Source organism: Blastococcus sp. DSM 46786 (assembly GCF_900109665.1).
Lineage (GTDB): Bacteria > Actinomycetota > Actinomycetes > Mycobacteriales > Geodermatophilaceae > Blastococcus > Blastococcus carthaginiensis.
This window is the reverse complement of the sequence record NZ_FOAO01000002.1, coordinates 311,454-327,976: the sequence shown is the minus strand read 5'-3', so window position 1 is coordinate 327,976 and position 16,523 is coordinate 311,454. Positions and strand designations below refer to the sequence as shown.

General features: G+C 75.1%; 22 protein-coding genes and 1 pseudogene. 18 read left to right on the top strand and 5 right to left on the bottom strand.

Features of this window, described 5'->3' with window-relative positions:
- The 9 genes from BMW62_RS03655 to BMW62_RS03615 form a co-directional block, all read left to right on the top strand.
- Nucleotides 1-298: transposase (locus BMW62_RS03655; protein ID WP_139206184.1), on the top strand; the 298-nt coding region annotated here is incomplete at its 5' end.
- Nucleotides 299-442: 144 nt separating this feature from the next.
- Nucleotides 443-892: a DUF5313 family protein gene (locus BMW62_RS03650; RefSeq protein WP_091929452.1), complete on the top strand. Its 450-nt coding sequence runs from the start codon at nt 443-445 to the stop codon at nt 890-892.
- Between the two features lie 32 nt (nt 893-924).
- On the top strand, nt 925-1,374 hold the full coding sequence (locus BMW62_RS03645) for a helix-turn-helix transcriptional regulator (RefSeq protein ID WP_091929451.1): 450 nt from the start codon (nt 925-927) through the stop codon (nt 1,372-1,374).
- A 5-nt stretch (nt 1,375-1,379) separates the two neighbouring features.
- Nucleotides 1,380-1,790, top strand: coding sequence for a VOC family protein (locus BMW62_RS03640; RefSeq protein ID WP_091929497.1), 411 nt, complete (start codon nt 1,380-1,382; stop codon nt 1,788-1,790).
- Nucleotides 1,791-1,884: 94 nt separating this feature from the next.
- Nucleotides 1,885-4,260, top strand: a complete 2,376-nt coding sequence (locus BMW62_RS03635) for an ATP-binding cassette domain-containing protein (protein WP_091929450.1) — start codon at nt 1,885-1,887, stop codon at nt 4,258-4,260.
- A gap of 42 nt (nt 4,261-4,302) precedes the next feature.
- Nucleotides 4,303-4,680, top strand: coding sequence for an ArsR/SmtB family transcription factor (locus BMW62_RS03630; RefSeq protein WP_091929449.1), 378 nt, complete (start codon nt 4,303-4,305; stop codon nt 4,678-4,680).
- The gene (locus tag BMW62_RS03625; protein WP_091929448.1) at nt 4,677-5,369 is read left to right on the top strand and encodes a cation diffusion facilitator family transporter; all 693 of its coding nucleotides are present in this window, start codon (nt 4,677-4,679) and stop codon (nt 5,367-5,369) included. The genes BMW62_RS03630 and BMW62_RS03625 overlap by 4 nt, the downstream gene beginning before the upstream one ends.
- A complete protein-coding gene (locus tag BMW62_RS03620) occupies nt 5,366-6,289 on the top strand; it encodes a cation diffusion facilitator family transporter (protein ID WP_091929447.1) in 924 nt (307 codons plus the stop codon). The genes BMW62_RS03625 and BMW62_RS03620 overlap by 4 nt, the downstream gene beginning before the upstream one ends.
- 41 nt (nt 6,290-6,330) lie before the next feature.
- Nucleotides 6,331-7,587 carry an APC family permease gene (locus BMW62_RS03615; protein ID WP_091929446.1) on the top strand — a complete coding sequence of 419 codons (1,257 nt, stop codon included), beginning with the start codon at nt 6,331-6,333 and terminating at the stop codon, nt 7,585-7,587.
- 18 nt (nt 7,588-7,605) lie between these two features.
- Here BMW62_RS03615 and BMW62_RS03610 read toward each other — a convergent pair whose 3' ends face one another.
- Nucleotides 7,606-8,202: a hypothetical protein gene (locus BMW62_RS03610; protein ID WP_139206183.1), complete on the bottom strand. Its 597-nt coding sequence runs from the start codon at nt 8,200-8,202 to the stop codon at nt 7,606-7,608.
- On the opposite strand from BMW62_RS03610, the pseudogene BMW62_RS23085 reads away from it, so the two are divergent.
- The 4 genes and pseudogenes from BMW62_RS23085 to BMW62_RS03600 form a co-directional block, all read left to right on the top strand.
- Nucleotides 8,193-8,444 (top strand): annotated as a pseudogene (locus BMW62_RS23085) (hypothetical protein); the annotation flags it as partial. The gene BMW62_RS03610 and the pseudogene BMW62_RS23085 sit on opposite strands and share 10 nt — an antisense overlap.
- Before the next feature lie 85 nt (nt 8,445-8,529).
- Nucleotides 8,530-8,703, top strand: a complete 174-nt coding sequence (locus BMW62_RS22070) for a twin-arginine translocation signal domain-containing protein (protein ID WP_139206182.1) — start codon at nt 8,530-8,532, stop codon at nt 8,701-8,703.
- 78 nt (nt 8,704-8,781) lie between these two features.
- Nucleotides 8,782-8,913, top strand: a complete 132-nt coding sequence (locus tag BMW62_RS23395) for a hypothetical protein (protein ID WP_280138607.1) — start codon at nt 8,782-8,784, stop codon at nt 8,911-8,913.
- Nucleotides 8,914-9,000: 87 nt separating this feature from the next.
- Nucleotides 9,001-9,906: a phosphatase PAP2 family protein gene (locus BMW62_RS03600; protein WP_211434962.1), complete on the top strand. Its 906-nt coding sequence runs from the start codon at nt 9,001-9,003 to the stop codon at nt 9,904-9,906.
- Nucleotides 9,907-9,965: 59 nt separating this feature from the next.
- Here BMW62_RS03600 and BMW62_RS22900 read toward each other — a convergent pair whose 3' ends face one another.
- Nucleotides 9,966-10,838: an MOSC domain-containing protein gene (locus BMW62_RS22900; protein WP_211434961.1), complete on the bottom strand. Its 873-nt coding sequence runs from the start codon at nt 10,836-10,838 to the stop codon at nt 9,966-9,968.
- 715 nt (nt 10,839-11,553) lie between these two features.
- Here BMW62_RS22900 and BMW62_RS03590 point away from each other — a divergent pair.
- The 3 genes from BMW62_RS03590 (at nt 11,554) to mscL (ending at nt 13,092) form a co-directional block, all read left to right on the top strand.
- On the top strand, nt 11,554-11,892 hold the full coding sequence (locus BMW62_RS03590) for an FmdB family zinc ribbon protein (protein WP_091929443.1): 339 nt from the start codon (nt 11,554-11,556) through the stop codon (nt 11,890-11,892).
- A 98-nt stretch (nt 11,893-11,990) separates the two neighbouring features.
- The gene (gene cpaB / locus BMW62_RS03585; protein WP_091929442.1) at nt 11,991-12,605 is read left to right on the top strand and encodes a Flp pilus assembly protein CpaB; all 615 of its coding nucleotides are present in this window, start codon (nt 11,991-11,993) and stop codon (nt 12,603-12,605) included.
- A gap of 49 nt (nt 12,606-12,654) precedes the next feature.
- Nucleotides 12,655-13,092 (top strand): large conductance mechanosensitive channel protein MscL, encoded by a 438-nt coding sequence (gene mscL / locus BMW62_RS03580; RefSeq protein ID WP_091929441.1) that lies wholly within the window; start codon nt 12,655-12,657, stop codon nt 13,090-13,092.
- Between the two features lie 7 nt (nt 13,093-13,099).
- Here the strand turns inward: mscL and BMW62_RS03575 are convergent, their stop codons facing one another.
- Entirely contained in the window at nt 13,100-13,804 is a 705-nt protein-coding gene (locus tag BMW62_RS03575; protein WP_091929440.1) for a YbaK/EbsC family protein, read from the bottom strand.
- Nucleotides 13,805-13,905: 101 nt separating this feature from the next.
- Between BMW62_RS03575 and BMW62_RS03570 the strand changes: the two genes are divergently transcribed.
- Nucleotides 13,906-14,265 (top strand): VOC family protein, encoded by a 360-nt coding sequence (locus BMW62_RS03570; protein WP_091929439.1) that lies wholly within the window; start codon nt 13,906-13,908, stop codon nt 14,263-14,265.
- On the top strand, nt 14,262-14,663 hold the full coding sequence (locus BMW62_RS03565; RefSeq protein WP_091929438.1) for a PaaI family thioesterase: 402 nt from the start codon (nt 14,262-14,264) through the stop codon (nt 14,661-14,663). Before BMW62_RS03570 ends, BMW62_RS03565 begins: the two co-directional genes overlap by 4 nt.
- Here BMW62_RS03565 and BMW62_RS03560 read toward each other — a convergent pair.
- A complete protein-coding gene (locus BMW62_RS03560; protein WP_091929437.1) occupies nt 14,660-15,574 on the bottom strand; it encodes an MSMEG_6728 family protein in 915 nt (304 codons plus the stop codon). The genes BMW62_RS03565 and BMW62_RS03560 overlap by 4 nt on opposite strands.
- A 94-nt stretch (nt 15,575-15,668) precedes the next feature.
- On the bottom strand, nt 15,669-16,514 hold the full coding sequence (locus BMW62_RS03555; RefSeq protein ID WP_091929436.1) for an NAD-dependent protein deacetylase: 846 nt from the start codon (nt 16,512-16,514) through the stop codon (nt 15,669-15,671).
- Nucleotides 16,515-16,523: the final 9 nt, after the last annotated feature.

The following is a 16,523-nucleotide window of genomic DNA, read 5'->3' as shown; positions in this document are numbered from 1 at the left end:
CTCCGAACCGGCCTTCGCCATGCTCTGCGGCGCCGCCCCCATCCCGGCGTCCTCGGGCAGAACCCACCGCCACCGGCTCAACCGCGGCGGCGATCGCCAAGCCAACGCCGCCCTCTACCGCGTCGCGCTCTGCCGGATGCGCTGGGACCCACGCACCCGTGCCTACGTCGAACGCCGCACTCAAGAGGGACTGTCGAAGAAGGACATCATCCGCTGCCTCAAGCGCATGATCGCCCGCGAGCTCTACTACGTCCTACGCCCCACCCAGTCGCCCGAAAACATCGCCTCGGCCGCTTGACGATCCATAGGAGCATCCTGATCGACACGGGTCCTGGCTCACGGTGGACGGTGATCCAGGACCACACCAGCTGAGCCAGGATGACCTCCGTGGACCGCCGACCCGTGCGCCCCCCGCGGGAGGCAGCACTGGGACCATGGCCCGGTGGACCGTGACGCGGAGAGGACGCCCGACCCCGTGGTGCGCCCGGCTCCGCACCGGTGGTTCTGGTACGCCCTCGGCGGTGGGCTCCCCGAGCGGCACCGCGGCTGGGTGCTGCACGACACGACGACCCGCACCTGGTGGGCCCGGCACGTCCTCCGGACGCTGGTCCAGCTGTCGGTCCCCATTGCGCTCGTCGTGGTGTTCCTGCCCGCGCCGCTGGGGCTGCGGCTGGCGGTCGCGGGCGGCGGGATCTTCCTCGGGCTGATCTTCTCGCTGGCCTACATGCCCGAGACGACCGAGAACCGGGTGGTGAAGGCCGGCTACCCCGCCGGCACCGCGACCGCCGCCCGCGAACGCGCCGGGCTGGCGAGCCAGCGGGCCGAGACCGAGCGCAAGCGCACCGCGGCGGCCCGGCGGGCCGCCCGCTACCGGGAGCGCCAGGGCCGCTGACGCGGCGGCGGTCGCATGGCACGATCCCGCCCGTGACCAGCGGACCGGCTGCCGACCCGCACCTGCGCGAGCTCGCGCGGCTGCGCCGGGTCAAGGACCGGATCGACCGCGAGTACGCCCGGCCGCTGGACGTCGCCTCGCTCGCACGCGGTGCCCACATGTCGGCCGGGCACCTGAGCCGCGAGTTCAAGCGCGCCTACGGCGAACCCCCCTACGCCTACCTGATGACGCGGCGCATCGAGCGCGCGATGGCGCTGCTGCGCCGCGGCGACCTGACGGTCACCGAGGTCTGCTTCGCCGTGGGCTGCTCGTCGCTGGGCACCTTCAGCACCCGCTTCACCGAGCTGGTCGGGGTGCCGCCGAGCACCTACCGCCGGGAGGCCGCCGCGGCCACGGCGGGCATCCCCTCGTGCACGGCCAAGCAGGTCACCAGACCGGTCAGGAATCGAGAAGCGCCGGCACCCGCGCCGTCAATAGCGTGATCGGCATGGACCTCACCATCCACCACGCCTTCCTCCCGCACGACGACCCGGAGGCATCCCTGGCCTTCTACCGCGACGCCCTCGGCTTCGAGCTGCGCAACGACGTCGGCTACGAGGGCATGCGCTGGCTCACCGTCGGTCCGGCCGACGGGTCCGCGACCTCGATCGTGCTGCACCCGCCGACCGCCGACCCCGGGATCACCGAGGACGAGAAGCGCACCATCGCCGAGATGATGGCGAAGGGCACCTACGCCTCGGTGGTCCTCGGCACCGAGGACGTCGACGCCGCCTTCGACCGGATCCAGGCCACCGGCGCCGAGGTCATGCAGGAGCCGACCGACCAGCCCTACGGGATCCGCGACTGCGCCTTCCGCGATCCCGCGGGCAACACCGTCCGCATCCAGGAGCTGCGCTGAGAAGCCGCCGACCTGACGGTCATCCCTGTCGGACGCCCCTGGTAGACACCGGGCCCTCGCCACACCGGCGGGGGCCCGGACGGACGGAGAGACGATGAGCACGCTGACCGAGCCGACCGCGGTGCACGCCGCCGATGCCCACGACCTGATCCGGGTGGTCGGGGCGCGGCAGAACAACCTGAAGGACGTGAGCGTCGAGCTCCCCAAGCGGCGGCTCACCGTGTTCACCGGCGTCTCCGGGTCCGGCAAGAGCTCGCTGGTGTTCGGCACGATCGCCGCCGAGTCGCAGCGGATGATCAACGAGACCTACAGCGCCTTCGTGCAGGGCTTCATGCCCTCGCTGGCCCGGCCCGACGTCGACGTCCTCGGGGGCCTGACGACGGCGATCATCGTCGACCAGGAGCGGATGGGCGCCAATCCGCGCTCCACCGTGGGCACCGCCACCGACGTCAACGCGATGCTGCGGATCCTGTTCAGCCGGCGCGGGGAGCCCGCCCTCGGCTCGCCGAACGCCTACTCGTTCAACATGCCGTCGATCTCGGCCAGCGGGGCGATCACCGTCGAGCGCGGGGCCGGCACCAAGGCCGAGAAGGTGACGTTCACCCGCCTCGGCGGCATGTGCCCGCGCTGCGAGGGCATGGGGTCGGTCAACGACATCGACCTCACGGCGCTCTACGACGACTCGAAGTCGCTCGCCGACGGCGCCCTGACGGTGCCCGGCTACAGCATGGACGGCTGGTACGGCCGCATCTTCGCCGGCGCCGGGCTGCCCATGGGCAAGCCGCTGGCCAAGTACACGAAGAAGGAGCTGCACACGCTGCTCCACGCCGAGCCGACCAAGGTCAAGGTCGAGGGGGTCAACCTCACGTACGAGGGGCTGATCCCCAAGATCCAGAAGTCGATGCTCAGCAAGGACGTCGAGGCGATGCAGCCACACGTCCGCCGGTTCGTCGAGCGGGCGGTGACCTTCGAGACCTGCCCGGACTGCGACGGCACCCGGCTGAGTGCCGAGGCCCTGTCGTCGACGATCCGCGGCAGGAACATCGCCGACCTCTGCCGCATGCAGATCAGCGACCTCGCCGCCTGGCTGCGCGACCTCGACGACCCCTCGGTCGCGCCGCTGCTGGCCGGGTTGCAGCACACCCTCGACTCCTTCGTCGAGATCGGGCTGGGCTACCTCTCCCTGGACCGGCCGGCGGGCACGCTGTCGGGCGGCGAGGCGCAGCGCACGAAGATGATCCGCCACCTCGGGTCGTCGCTCACCGACGTCACCTACGTCTTCGACGAGCCGACCATCGGGCTGCACCCGCACGACATCCAGCGGATGAACGACCTGCTCCTGCGGCTGCGCGACAAGGGCAACACCGTCCTGGTGGTCGAGCACAAGCCGGAGACGATCGCGATCGCCGACCACGTCGTCGACCTCGGCCCGGGCGCCGGCACCGACGGCGGCGAGGTGGTGTTCGAGGGCAGCGTCGAGGGGCTGCGCGGCAGCGGCACCCTGACCGGCCGCCACCTCGGCGACCGGGTCGCCCTCAAGACGAAGGTGCGCCCGTCCACCGGCGCGCTGGAGATCCGCGGTGCGCGGCAGAACAACCTCCGCGGCGTCGACGTCGACATCCCCACCGGGGTGCTCACCGTGGTCACCGGCGTCGCCGGCTCGGGCAAGAGCTCGCTGATCCACGGCAACCTCGCCGGCCGCGACGGCGTGGTCGTGGTCGACCAGTCGGCGATCCGGGGATCGCGCCGGTCCAACCCCGCCACCTACACCGGCCTGCTCGAGCCGGTCCGCAAGGCGTTCGCCAAGGCCAACGGCGTCAAGCCCGCGCTGTTCAGCGCCAACTCCGAGGGTGCCTGCCCGACCTGCAACGGCGCCGGCGTCATCTACACCGACCTCGGCGTGATGGCGACGGTCGAGTCGACCTGCGAGGAGTGCGAGGGCAAGCGGTTCCAGGCCGCGGTGCTGGAGTACCGGCTGGGCGGGAAGGACATCGCCGAGGTGCTCGCGATGAGCGTGGCCGAGGCCGAGGAGTTCTTCGGCAGCGGGGAGGCGCGCACCCCGGCGGCGCACGCGATCCTCGACCGGCTCGCCGACGTCGGGTTGGGCTACCTCACGCTGGGCCAGCCGCTCACCACCCTCTCCGGCGGGGAACGGCAGCGGCTGAAGCTGGCCACCCGCATGGCCGAGAAGGGTGGCGTCTACGTGCTGGACGAGCCGACGACCGGCCTGCACCTGGCCGACGTGGAGAACCTGCTGGGGCTGCTCGACCGGCTGGTCGACTCGGGCACCACGGTGATCGTCATCGAGCACCACCAGGCGGTCATGGCGCACGCCGACTGGATCGTCGACCTCGGGCCGGGCGCGGGTTCCGACGGTGGGCAGGTGGTGTTCGAGGGCGTCCCGGCGGACCTGGTCGCCGCCCGGTCCACCGTCACCGGCCAGCACCTCGCGGAGTACGTCACCGGCTGACGGCCGGCGCACGGCTGGCAGCGCTATCATCGCCGAGTGACGATGATCGTGGAGGGTGCTGGCCGGGCGACCGACGCCCCCGTCGACGAGGCGGCGGCGCTGTCCGCCGCCGCCTGCCTGTTCCGCAGCCTCGGGGACCCCAGCCGGCTGGCGATCGTGCGCCACCTCGCCCTCGGCGAGCACAAGGTGGTGGAGCTGACCCGTCACCTCGGGCTGGCGCAGTCCACCGTGTCGGCGCACCTGGCGTGCCTCCGCGACTGCGGTCTGGTCACCTCCCGCCCGCAGGGCCGGGCGTCGCTGTGGTCGCTGGCCGCGACGCCGGAGGTGCTCGAACTGCTCGCCGCCGCGGAACGGCTGCTGGCCGCCACCGGCGACGCGGTGATCCTGTGCCCCGCCTACGGCGAGGTGCCGGACCGATGAGCGCCGCGACCACCGCCGCGGCACCCACCCCCGCCGAGCGCTCCCGCCTCGGCCGGCGGGCCCAACTGCTCGCGGGCACCGCCGTCGCCTACAACGTCGTCGAGGCGGTCATCGCCATCACCGCGGGGGTGGTCGCCGGGTCGGTCGCGCTGGTCGGGTTCGGGCTGGACTCCGTGGTCGAGGTCTCGAGCGGGCTGATCATCCTGTGGCAGTTCCGGCACCACCTGCCGGAGACCCGGGAACGGCAGGCGCTGCGGCTGATGGCCGTCTCCTTCTTCGCCCTGGCCGCCTACGTGACGTTCGAGTCGGTGCGCGCGCTGGTGGCCGGCGGCGAACCGGACGCCTCTCCGGTGGGCATCGCGCTGGCCGCGGTCTCCCTGGTCGTCATGCCGTTCCTGTCCTGGGCGCAGCGCCGCACGGGCCGGGCCCTGGGCTCGGGCGCCGTCGTCGCCGACTCCACCCAGACGCTGCTCTGCACCTACCTGAGCGCCGCCGTCCTCACCGGTCTGGTGCTCAACGCCTGGCTGGGCTGGAGCTGGGCCGATCCGGTCGCCGGCCTGGTCATCGCCGTCGTGGCCCTCCGCGAGGGGGTCGAGGCGTGGCGCGGCGAGGGCTGCTGCGCGCCCGGCCGCCCCGGTCCGGAGGCCGCGGTGGACACCTGCTGCGGCGGCCAGGAGCCGCCGCGGTGAGCGGCGGGCACGACCACGGCCACGGCGCGGCGACCGGCGACCGGCGCCGCCTGGCCGTGGTGCTGGCCCTGACGGCGAGCGTGCTCGTCGTCCAGCTCGTCGGGGCGCTGGTCTCGGGCTCGCTGGCACTGCTCGCCGACGCCGCGCACGCCGCCACCGACGCCGCCGGACTGGTCATCGCGCTGATCGCGGCCACCCTCGCGGCGCGGCCGGCCACGTCGCGGCGCACCTGGGGCTACCGGCGCGCCGAGGTGCTCGGCGCCACCCTGCAGGCCGCCGTGCTGCTGGCCGTCGGCGGCTACATCGCGGTGGAGGCGTTCGCCCGGCTGGCCGACCCGCCGGAGATCGCCTCCACCGCCGTGCTGGTGTTCGGTGGGCTCGGGCTGGCCGCCAACCTCGCCGGCATCGCGGTGCTCACCCGGGGCGGGCGCGGCGGCAGCGTGAACATGCGGGCCGCGCTGCTCGAGGTGGTCAACGACGCGCTGGGCTCGGTGGCGGTCCTGGTGGCGGCGGCCGTCGTCGCGCTGACCGGTTGGCTGCAGGCCGACGCCGTCGCCTCGCTGGTCATCGTGGCGCTGATCGTGCCCCGCACGATCAGGCTGCTCCGGGAGACGGTGTCGGTGCTGCTGGAGAGCACGCCGCCGGGCCTGGACCTCGACGCCGTCCGCGCGCACCTGCTCGCGCTGCCGCACGTGATCGGGGTGCACGACCTGCACGCCTCCCAGATCACCAGCGGGCTGCCCGTGCTCTCGGCGCACGTCGTCGTCGAGGACGGCTGCTTCCACGACGGGCACGCGCCGCAGGTCCTCGACCAGCTCCAGGCCTGCCTCGCCGAGCACTTCCCGGTCGGCATCGAGCACTCCACGTTCCAGCTGGAGACCGCCGCGCACAGCCACCACGAGCCCGCCGCGCACCACTGACCGCCCCGCTATCGTCGGCCGACGCCGCAGCGAGGAGCACCGTGAGCACAGGTCCGGCCCTGGACCGCCGGCTGGGCACCACCGACGCCGTGGTCATCGGGCTCGGCTCGATGGTGGGCGCCGGGGTGTTCGCCGCCTTCTCCCCCGCCGCGCAGGCAGCCGGCGCCGGCCTGCTGATCGGGCTGGCGCTGGCGGCGGTGGTCGCCTACTGCAACGCGACGGCGTCGGCGCAGCTGGCCGCGCAGTACCCCACCTCCGGCGGCACCTACGTCTACGGCCGCGAGCGGCTCGGCCCGTGGTGGGGGTTCCTGGCGGGGTGGGGCTTCGTCGTCGGCAAGACGGCCAGCTGCGCGGCGATGGCGCTCACCTTCGCGGCGTACGCGGCACCGGCCGGCTGGCAGCGACCGGTGGCCGTGGCCGCGGTGCTGGCGCTGACCGCGGTCAACTACCGCGGCGTCACCCGTACCGCCGGGCTCACCCGCGTGGTCGTCGCCGTGGTGCTCGTCGCATTGGCGGTCGCGGTCACCGCGAGCCTGCTCGGGAGCGGGGCGACCACGGACGGGCTGAGCGGGTGGACGGTCACCGAGGGCGGGGTGCGCGGCATCCTGCAGTCGGCCGGCCTGCTGTTCTTCGCCTTCGCCGGCTTCGCGCGGATCGCGACGATGGGCGAGGAGGTGCGCGACCCGGCACGGACCATCCCCCGGGCGATCCCCCTGGCGCTGGGCATCGCCGTCGCCGTCTACGCGGTGGTCGCCGTGGCGGTGCTGGTCAGCCTCGGCCCGGACGGCGTCGCCGCCACCGCCGCGCCGCTGGCGGCGGCGGTGGACGCCGGCGGGTGGGTGTGGGCGGAGCCGGTCGTCCGGATCGGCGCCGCCGCGGCCTCGCTGGGTGCGCTGCTCGCGCTGGTCGCCGGGATCGGCCGCACCGGGCTGGCGATGGCCCGGCAGGGCGACCTGCCCCGGTTCCTGGCCGCGGTGCACCCGCGCTTCTCCGTGCCGCACCGCGCCGAGCTCGCCCTGGCCGCGGTGGTGTGCGTCCTGGTGCTCACCGTCGACCTGCGCGGCGCGATCGGCTTCTCCTCCTTCGGCGTGCTGCTCTACTACTCCGTCGCCAACGCCGCCGCCTTCACCCAGGACCGCACGCACCGCCGCTTCCCCCGGCCGCTGCAGGTGCTCGGCGTGGTCGGCTGCCTGGTGCTGGTCGCATCGCTGCCCGTCGAGGCGGTTGTCGGCGGCGTCGTCGTGTTCGCCGTCGGCATCGCCTACCGCGTGGTCCGCCTCCGGCTCGCCGCACGGTAGGTGGCGGGCCGCCGAGGTTCAGGCGGTCGCGGGCAGCGGCGCTGCGGGTGACCGCGACCGGCCGAGCAGGCCGACCGCCGCCCAGGCGGCACCGCCGATCAGCTGGTCGACGACGGCCACGCCGTCCGGGCCCACGGCGAGCAGCGGCACCCACGCGAGGATCGCGACGGCGGCGAGGCCCGCGGCCGCCGCGGTAGCGCGGTCCCGCCCGGCCAGCGCCGCGGCCAGCACCAGTGCACCGACGGCGGTGACCGCCGTGCCGACCAGGTAGGTGGTCCAGCCGGCGACGGCCAGGTCGCGCGACCCACCGCGCAGCCCGCCGCCGACGACGAACTCGGTGACGACGCCGAACCAGGAGAGGCCGAAGCCGGTCGCCACGACCGACCAGCCGACCGCGGCGGCGCGCGCAGGCGCGTCGCGCGTCGCCATCACCGCACCCGCGGCGAGCAGCGCCAGCGGGACGAGCACGGCCCGGTTCCAGCCGGCGTAGTCCAGCCCCAGCCAGGTCCCGTCCCAGGTGGTCATCACGCCGTAGCGGCACGGCATCCAGGTCGCAGCACCGAGGACGAGCAGGAGCGCTGCGCGGGACGGAAGCGGCCGGTCGGGTGTGCGCACCCGGCGATCCTGGCGGGCGCCGGCCCGCACGTCACCTCCCCCGCGCGGGAACTGCTCCGGTTCCGGTGCGCTGCCCCCTCCGGGCGACGCGACCCCGGGACTACAGCGAGGCCCGTGGACATCCGCGGCTGCGGATGCGGCACGCCGCCTTCCGGATGGACGCCGACACCCGCGACCGGTGGCTGCGGCACATGCGCGCCGCCGTCGACGACCTGCAGCTGGCCACCGCCCACGAAGGCCAGCTGTGGGCCTACCTCGAGCGCGCCTTCATCCTCACCCCGGCCACCCCCTGGCCCCCGGCCCCTTCACCGCCCCCGGAGAACCCCCGTGCGCACCGCCGCTTCCCGCCGGTCCTTCCTGCGCGCCGTCGCCGTGCTGGCGATCGGCGCCACGCTGCCCGCCTGCGCACCGGCCACCCCGGCCGCCCACGAGGTCCACCGCGCCGGCCACGCTGGCGCCTCGGACGGGGCGGCGGCGGTGCCCGTGGCATGGTGGAGCTGACGCGCGGGGCACATCGTGCACGCCAAGCCGCCGTCCCATCCGGCCGCCTCACGACTATTCACCCACACCACGCTCGCCATGCACGAGGCCGCCGACCCGGACGCCGGCTCGCTCACCAGCGGGTCGACCGGCGGGCCGGCCATGCCGACGGCCGGCGAGGGCGTGCGGCTGGACGGGGCGGCGGCCGGGGCCCGGCCCGCGGCGTGCTGACCGGACTGCTCGGCACCACCACGGCCATCGACCAGCTGCACCGCGACCAGCGCGCTGCGGCCGGCCTCGATCGCGCACGGCGGCCGGGTGGCCGGGTGGCCGGGTGGCCGGGTGGCCGAGGCGATCCTCGACTGGACCGTCGACGACGGCTACGCCGCGCGTACCGCGCCGTACCAGCTGCCCACCGGGGACGGGGTCTGGGAGCTGGCAGCCCCGGCGACCGCGGCGGTCGATCCGCACTGGGGCAACCTGCGCACCTACGTCCTCGGCACCGCACGCGAGGTCCAGCCGCCCGCGCCGCTGCCCTACGCGGCCGACCCGAACGCCTCGTTCGCCGCACAGGCCCAACAGGTCTACGACGCCGGCCGCACGCTCACCGACGGGCAGCGCGCCATCGCCCGCTTCTGGGCGGCGGGACCCGCGGCACGATGGCTGACCATCGCCGCCGACCAGGTGACCGCGCACGACCTCGACGTGACCGAGGGCACCCACGCCCTGGCGCTGACCGCCGTCGCCCTCGCCGACGCCAGCATCGCCAGCTGGGCGGCCACGTACGCGCACAACGAGATCCGCCCGGTCACCTACATCCAGCGGCACATCGACCCGGCCCGGACCCCGCTGCTGCCGAGCCCCGAACACCCGGAGTTCCCCGCCGGCCACTCCGCCGCCGCCGCGGCCACCGTCCTCACCGGACTGCTCGGCGACGCCACCGTCACCGCCCGCGACGCTACCGGTGCCGAACCCGACGGCCACCTCTCGTCTTTCGAGGCCGCCGCCGAGGAGACCGCGATCTCCCGCGTGTACGCCGGCGTCCACTACCCGGACGGGCTCGACGCCGGCAGCCACAGGGCAACCGCATCGGGCAGCTGGTCCTCCCCCGCCTGGGGCCACCCGGCGACCGCTGAATGCACCCGAGGGGTCCCAGTCGGTGTGCAGCAGCCACTCCTCGCGGGCGGGCGGCGTCCCAGGTCGTACGCCTCGGGACCCCGGTAGAACTCGTAGCGGTGGTTGCCGTCGTGGTCGGGACGCAGGCCGCAGTCGGAACCCTCGGTTCAGGCGGGCTCGATCAGCGCTCCGGAGCGGATCTCGCCGTCGGTGAGGACGTCGGCGCGCAGGCCGCCCTTGTGGATCAGCGGGCGGAGCAGGCCGGGGCCGCTGAGCCGGTCGAGGTGGACGCACGGCTCGCACAGCCGGAAGCCCTCGCACAAGACGTCGCCGATGCGGAAGCGGCGGCCGACCAGGGCGTTGACGTCGATGCCGCGGGTGAGGACGTTGCGGCGGGTGGCGGCGAAGTCCACCGCGACGCCGGCGGCGGTGAGCTCGTCGAGGACCTCGGCGGCCATGAGGGTGAGGTCGTAGCCGGGGCGCGTGTCGCCGCGCGGGGTGAAGGTGCCGGCCCGGGCGGCGTACCGGTCGCCCTCGAGGCCTCGCCCGGCGACCGCTCGGGCGACCTCAAGCATCTGCATCTCGACCTCGGCGGCGGGTGCGATCGCGAGCGCCTCCACCGTGCCGTGCAGGTCCGGCGTGGCCGCGACGGACCGGAGGACCGGGTCCAGGGAAGCGACGGCGTAGGCGGCGGTGATGGTCAACTCGACGGTGGCCCGACCAAGTAGGGCCGGGTCCTGCGGGCTGAGCACGATGCCCGGCGGGGTGCCGAAGGCGACCGTGGCGACCTCGGTGTCGGGGGTCCGTACGACGGCGATCCACCAGCCGGGCCACTGGAAGCGGGTGGGGTCGGCGACGGGCACCAGGCCGGAGTCCCGCCCGGCCAGCCAGGTGCGGAGGGCGCCGACGGCCGAGGACAGGTCGCCGGAAGGAAGCGGCAGCCCGGCGACCGGTACCTCGGTGACCGAGGCCAGGCAGGCGGCGAACCCGCGGGTCAGCGCGCTGACCCCGGGTGCGGTGGGCAGGTCGGTGTCGATCACGGGTGGCTCCCGGCGGCAGGTTCGAACGGACGGTGGACTGGATGGTCAGCGTGCGCGAGGCCATGCTGGTCTTCGCCGACTACCGGCAGTACACCCTCCTGTCCGAGGAGACACCCGGCGCGCGGTCGCCGCCCGCGTCGCCCTCGCCGCCGCGGGCCTCGTCTGGTGGCGCCACCCGCCCCGCGGCACCACGGCGATCATGCGGTCGCAGCAGGCCTCCTCGGGCAGAGCCCTCTGGCCGGTGATCGACGTGCCCGGGTGACCTGAACTTCATCGCTGACGCGGACCTCACCCTCGTCCCTGTTCCGGACGCCGGCCCGCCCGCGAGGTCGAACAGGTCCGCGGGCTGCATCCGCGGGGACCGTCCCCGCGGCCGCGCCAGCCCCTCGCACGCGGCCGAGCCGCCTTCGCAGCGGCACCGTACTGCCGATTCCTCTGTGACACCCTGGCCGACCGGGCCACGCCCTGGCGTCGGTAGCTTCCAGGGACGCGCCAACCGGGTGGCAGCCCGCTGGCCAAGCACGCCACCACAATCTCGCGCACGCCGCCGCAATCTCATGCTCGCGCGTCACCGCAATCTCATGGTCGCGCGGGGCAATCGTGACGCTCGCCGCCGGACGTGGACGACGGACGCCCGGATGACGCATCATTGGCAGTCTCCGGGTGCGAGTGCCAACCCGGGCCCCACCTCCGCTCGATCCGGGAGAGCCACGCCGTGCCCACGTACCAGTACGCCTGCACCAACGCCGAGGGCAAGCACGAGTTCGAGGTCGTGCAGTCCTTCACCGACGCCTCGGTGACCGAGTGCCCCGACTGCGGCGCCGCGGTGCGCAAGGTCTACGGCTCGGTCGGCGTGGTCTTCAAGGGGTCGGGCTTCTACCGCACCGACAGCCGCTCCAACGGCAAGGCCTCGGAGACCGCGAGCAGCAGCGACGGCTCCTCGTCGGGCACCTCCTCCTCGACGCCGGCCAAGGAGAGCTCGTCGAGCTCCTCCGCCACTCCTGCACCGACCCCGGCCTCGACCGCCGGCAGCGCGGCCAAGGCCGCCAACTAGCGCGACGGCGGGCGGGGCTCCTCCACAGCCCCGCGGCCGCTCCACAGCCCGCGCCCGGTCCCTTCCGGGCGCGGGCCGCGCCGGGCAGGGTCCGGAGCGTGTTCCGTCCACGCCGCCCTCGCTTCCCCCTGCTGACCGCCCGCCGGCTGGGCGCCGCGCTGCTGGCCGCCCTGGCCCTCGGGCTGGCGCTGCGCCCCGCACCCGCCCCGGCCGGCGGTGCGGAGCCGCGCGGCGCCGACGTGGTGGTGGCGGCCACCGACCTCGCAGCCGGCACCGCGCTGGGCCGCGACCACCTCGCGGTCGTCCGGCTGCCGCCCCGCGCGGTGCCCGACGGCGTGGTGGCCGTTCCGGAGGAGCTGGTGCACCGTGTGCTCGCCGGCCACGTGCGCCGCGGTGAACCGCTCACCGACGCCCGGCTGGTCGGTGCGGGGCTGACCGCCCTGCTGCCCGCCGGCCAGGTGGCGGCGCCGGTGCGGCTGGCCGACCTCGCGGTCGCGGCGCTGCTGCGTGCCGGCGACCGGGTCGACGTGCTGGCGGCCGGCCTGGGCGCCGGGCCGGCCGAGCGGGTGGCGGCCGGCGCGCTGGTGCTGGCCGCCCCGGCCGGCGACGACGGCGCCGGGCTGCTCGTCCTCGCCGTCGACGGGGACACCGCGACCCGGCTCGCCGCCGCCGCGGCCACCGCCACGCTGACGGTCAGCCTGCCACCGCCCTGACCCGGCGAGGCCTCCGCCGGCGGCCTCCCCGAGCGGGTTGGATGAGCCCATGCTCAAGGGATTCAAGGACTTCCTGCTGCGCGGCAACGTCGTCGACCTCGCGGTCGCCGTCGTCGTCGGCGCCGCCTTCACCGCGGTGGTGACCTCGTTCACCGAGTCGTTCCTGGAGCCGTTGATCGGCCTGGTCGGCGGCGGCGGGGAGGCCGGCGGCTCCTTCACCATCGACGGGCAGGTGTTCACCTGGGGCAGCTTCGTCAACCAGGTGATCACCTTCGTGCTCACCGCGGCGATCCTCTACTTCGTGGTCGTGCTCCCGGTGCGGCGGCTGTTCGACCGCCGGGCGCGCGGTGAGGAGCCCGGCCCCGTCGCACCGACGCAGGTCGAGCTGCTCGTCGAGATCCGCGACCTGCTCCGCGCGCAGCAGGGGCGCGGGCCGGGGGCCGACCCGACCGGCCCGGGCACCACCTCGCTGCCCGGGCAGCTGTGAGCGCGGATCAGTCGCTGCCCCAGTGCGGCGGCCGGTCCTCGTAGTAGCGCCGGTCGTCGTCGGACCCCTCGGCGGGCCGCTCCCCCCAGCCGACGTCGGTGTCGTCCGGCGCCCGGTCCAGCCGCAGCGGCTGCGCGGGCGGCGGCGCGGGCGCCTCGGCGGGCAGCGGCTGCCCCAGCCCCTCCAGCACCTGGGCGGCGGGCAGCGCGGCCAGCACCGCGCCGGGCACAGCGAGCTTGCTGCCGCGGGTCCCCGAGCCGATGACGACCACCTCGGCCGCGGCGACGGCGGCGTCGACGAGCACCGGCCAGGCGGCGGGCAGCCCGACCGGGGTGATGCCGCCGTAGGCCATCCCGCTCTCGGCGACGGCGACGTCCTGCGGCGCGAACGATGCCTTGCGCGCGCCCAGGTGCCGCCGCACCAGCCCGTTGACGTCCGCCCGGGTGGTCGCGAGCACCAGGCAGGCGGCCAGCGTCGTCTCCCCTCCCCGGCGGGCCGCGACGACGACGCAGTTGGCGGACGCGGCCAGCGGCACCCCGTAGGCGTCGGAGAAGGCGGCGGTGTCGGCGAGGTCGTCGGCGATCTCCGCGACCCACGCCGGACCGGCCAGCACCGGCAGCGCGGTGGCGACCGGCGGGGCCAGCAGCTCGGGCCGCTCGGCGGCGGCCGACCAGGTCAGCGAACCGAGGACGGGTGCAGCGGCGCGGGACATGCCCCGATCCTGCGGTACGCGTCTCGGCGCTGCCGTCCTACCCGCGCCCCGGGGCCGGCATCCGGCTGTCGGCCGGCCGGGGACCGCGTCAGGATGGCGCCATGATCGGTCAACTCCACTCCGTCGTGATCGACGCACCCGACGCGCACGCCCTCGCCGGTTTCTACGCCGACCTGCTCGGCATGCAGATCAGCCGGGGTGAACCCGGGGACGACTGGGTCGTCGTCACCGGCGCCGGCTACCGGCTGGCCTTCCAGCAGGCGCCGGACCTCCAGCCTCCTGACTGGCCGGACCCCGACCGCCCGCAGCAGTTCCACCTCGACGTCCGGGTCGCCGACATCGAGGAGGCCGAGCCGAAGGTCCTGGCGCTCGGCGCGCGGAAGCTGCCCGGCGGCGGGGGCGACTTCCGCGTCTACGCCGACCCGGTGGGCCACCCCTTCTGCCTGGTGTGGGACGCGTGAGCCAGCCCGAGCGCCCGGCGGCGAGCGCGTTCGTCGCCGCGACCGGGTTCGAGGTCACCGAGGCCACCGGCACCCGCGTGGCCGGGCACGTGGAGCTCGGCCCCGACCAGCACACCCCCTGGGGCGTGGTGCACGGCGGGCTGTACTGCACGGTGGTCGAGTCCGCGGCCAGCATCGGGGCGAGCCTCGCGGTGCGCGAGAGCGGCCAGTTCGCCGTCGGGGTGAACAACAGCACCGACTTCCTGCGCAGCGTCACCGGCGGGCGGCTCGACGTCGTCGCCGAGCCGGTCCAGCAGGGCCGCACCCAGCAGCTGTGGCAGGTGTCGCTCACCCGGGAGGACGGCAAGCTGGTGGCCCGCGGGCAGGTACGGCTGCAGAACGTGCCGCTGCCGGGCTAAGGCAGGACGGCCGGGTCCAGCGTCACCTGGAAGAGCGCGCGCGGGTCCTGGAGGGTCGCGGGCGGCCGGGCGGCCGCCCGCGGCACCACCCGGTCCCAGCGGGCCGGCCGGCGGTGCGGCAGCAGCTCGCGCCCCTGGAACAGGTACTCCCCCACCACCTCGCCGAGCAGCAGGCCGGCACCGTGCTCGACCGGCAGGGCCACCGGGTCGCCGGGGCGCACCTGGTCGAGGAGGGCGGAGAGCTGGCGCAGGTCCTTGGCGGGGCGGCGGCCGGAGATCTCCTTGGAGAGCGCCCGCAGCTCCGCCGGCTCCATCCCGCTCGCGTCGACGTCGATGCCCGACTGGGTGCCCAGCCCCACGACCCCGGCCGCGAGGCAGGCGCCGAGCTCGTTGTGCGACCGCGGCCGCACCACCCACACCCGCACCCCCTCGGGCCCGGGTGCGGGTGGGACGTCGTCGGGGCCCGGCCACAGGTAGGGCAGGTCGTCGGGCTCAGGGCCGAAGATCTCGGTGAACCGGCCTCGGTAGAACTCCGGGTCCTTCGCGATCAGGTTCGACCGGTGCGAGCGGTGCAGCTCCTCGTCGCCCACCCAGGAGGGCAGCAGGCCGGCCGCGGCGAGCTCCGCCTGCGACCGGCCGACGACTTCGGGGGCGAACTCCCCGATCTGGGCCTCGGTCGTGTCGGCGAAGCCGCGTTCCCGCCAGACCCGCGCCATCGCCAGCCCGTAGGCCACCAGGGCCGGCGTCCGGCCCTTCCACATGAGGACGGCGGGGTGGCTGGCCCAGCCGTAGTCGGGCAGCTCGAGCGCCCGCAGGATCTGCAGCGTCTCCACCCTCTGCTTGCCCAGGCGCGGATTGTCCAGCAGCCGGGCGCTCTCCACGAAGTCGGCCACCGGCAGGAAGGTCTGCATCGCGGGGCTTCCTGCCCTGCCGGGCAGGTGATCAACCGTCGAGCGCCGCCTCCCAGCGCGCGCCGCGCGTCGGCGGTGCGCCCGGCCTCCCGCGTCATGCCAGCCGGCGGGCCAGCTCCGGCAGCACGACCCCCAGCGGCGCGTCGACCTTGAGCGACGCCTTCGCGTCACCGCGGGTCGGCCCGGAGTTGACGATGGCGACCGGGATGCCGCACTTGGCGGCGCGGATGACGAACCGGTAGCCGCTCATCACGGTCAACGACGAGCCGAGCACCAGCAGTGCCCGGGCCTCGTCGACGAGCGCGAAGCAGGCGTCGACCCGGTTCCGCGGCACGGTCTCGCCGAAGAAGACGACGTCGGGCTTGAGCGGGCCGCGCCCGCAGGCCAGGCAGTCGACCATCACGAACCCGTCCAGCGCCTCCTCGGGCAGCTCGACGTCGCCGTCGGGGTTGACCTCGTCGGTCGGCTCGGGGCGGAAGCCCGGGTTGGCCGTCCGCAGCCGCACGTCCAGCGCGGCCCGCGACGCGACGTCGCCGCAGGCCAGGCAGACGGTGCGGTCCAGCCCGCCGTGCAGCTCCAAGACGTCCCGCGCCCCGCCGGCCTGGTGCAGCCCGTCGACGTTCTGGGTGATCACGTCGGCCACCGCCCCGGTCCGCTGCAGGGCCGCGACGGCCCGGTGGCCCGGGTTCGGCCGGGCCTCGGCGATCTGCCGCCAGCCGACGAAGCTGCGCGCCCAGTAGCGGTGCCGGCCGCGCGGGTCGCGGGTGAAGGTCTGGTAGGTCATCGGCGTGTGCCGGCGGAGCGAGCCGGTGGCGCCGCGGTAGTCGGGGATGCCGGAGTCGGTGGACAGCCCGGCGCCGGAGAGGACGAGCGCCCCGCCCCCGGCGATGAGGCCGGTCAGCTCGGAGAGCCCGTCGACGGCGGGTGGCGCTGCGGTCACCGGCCCATC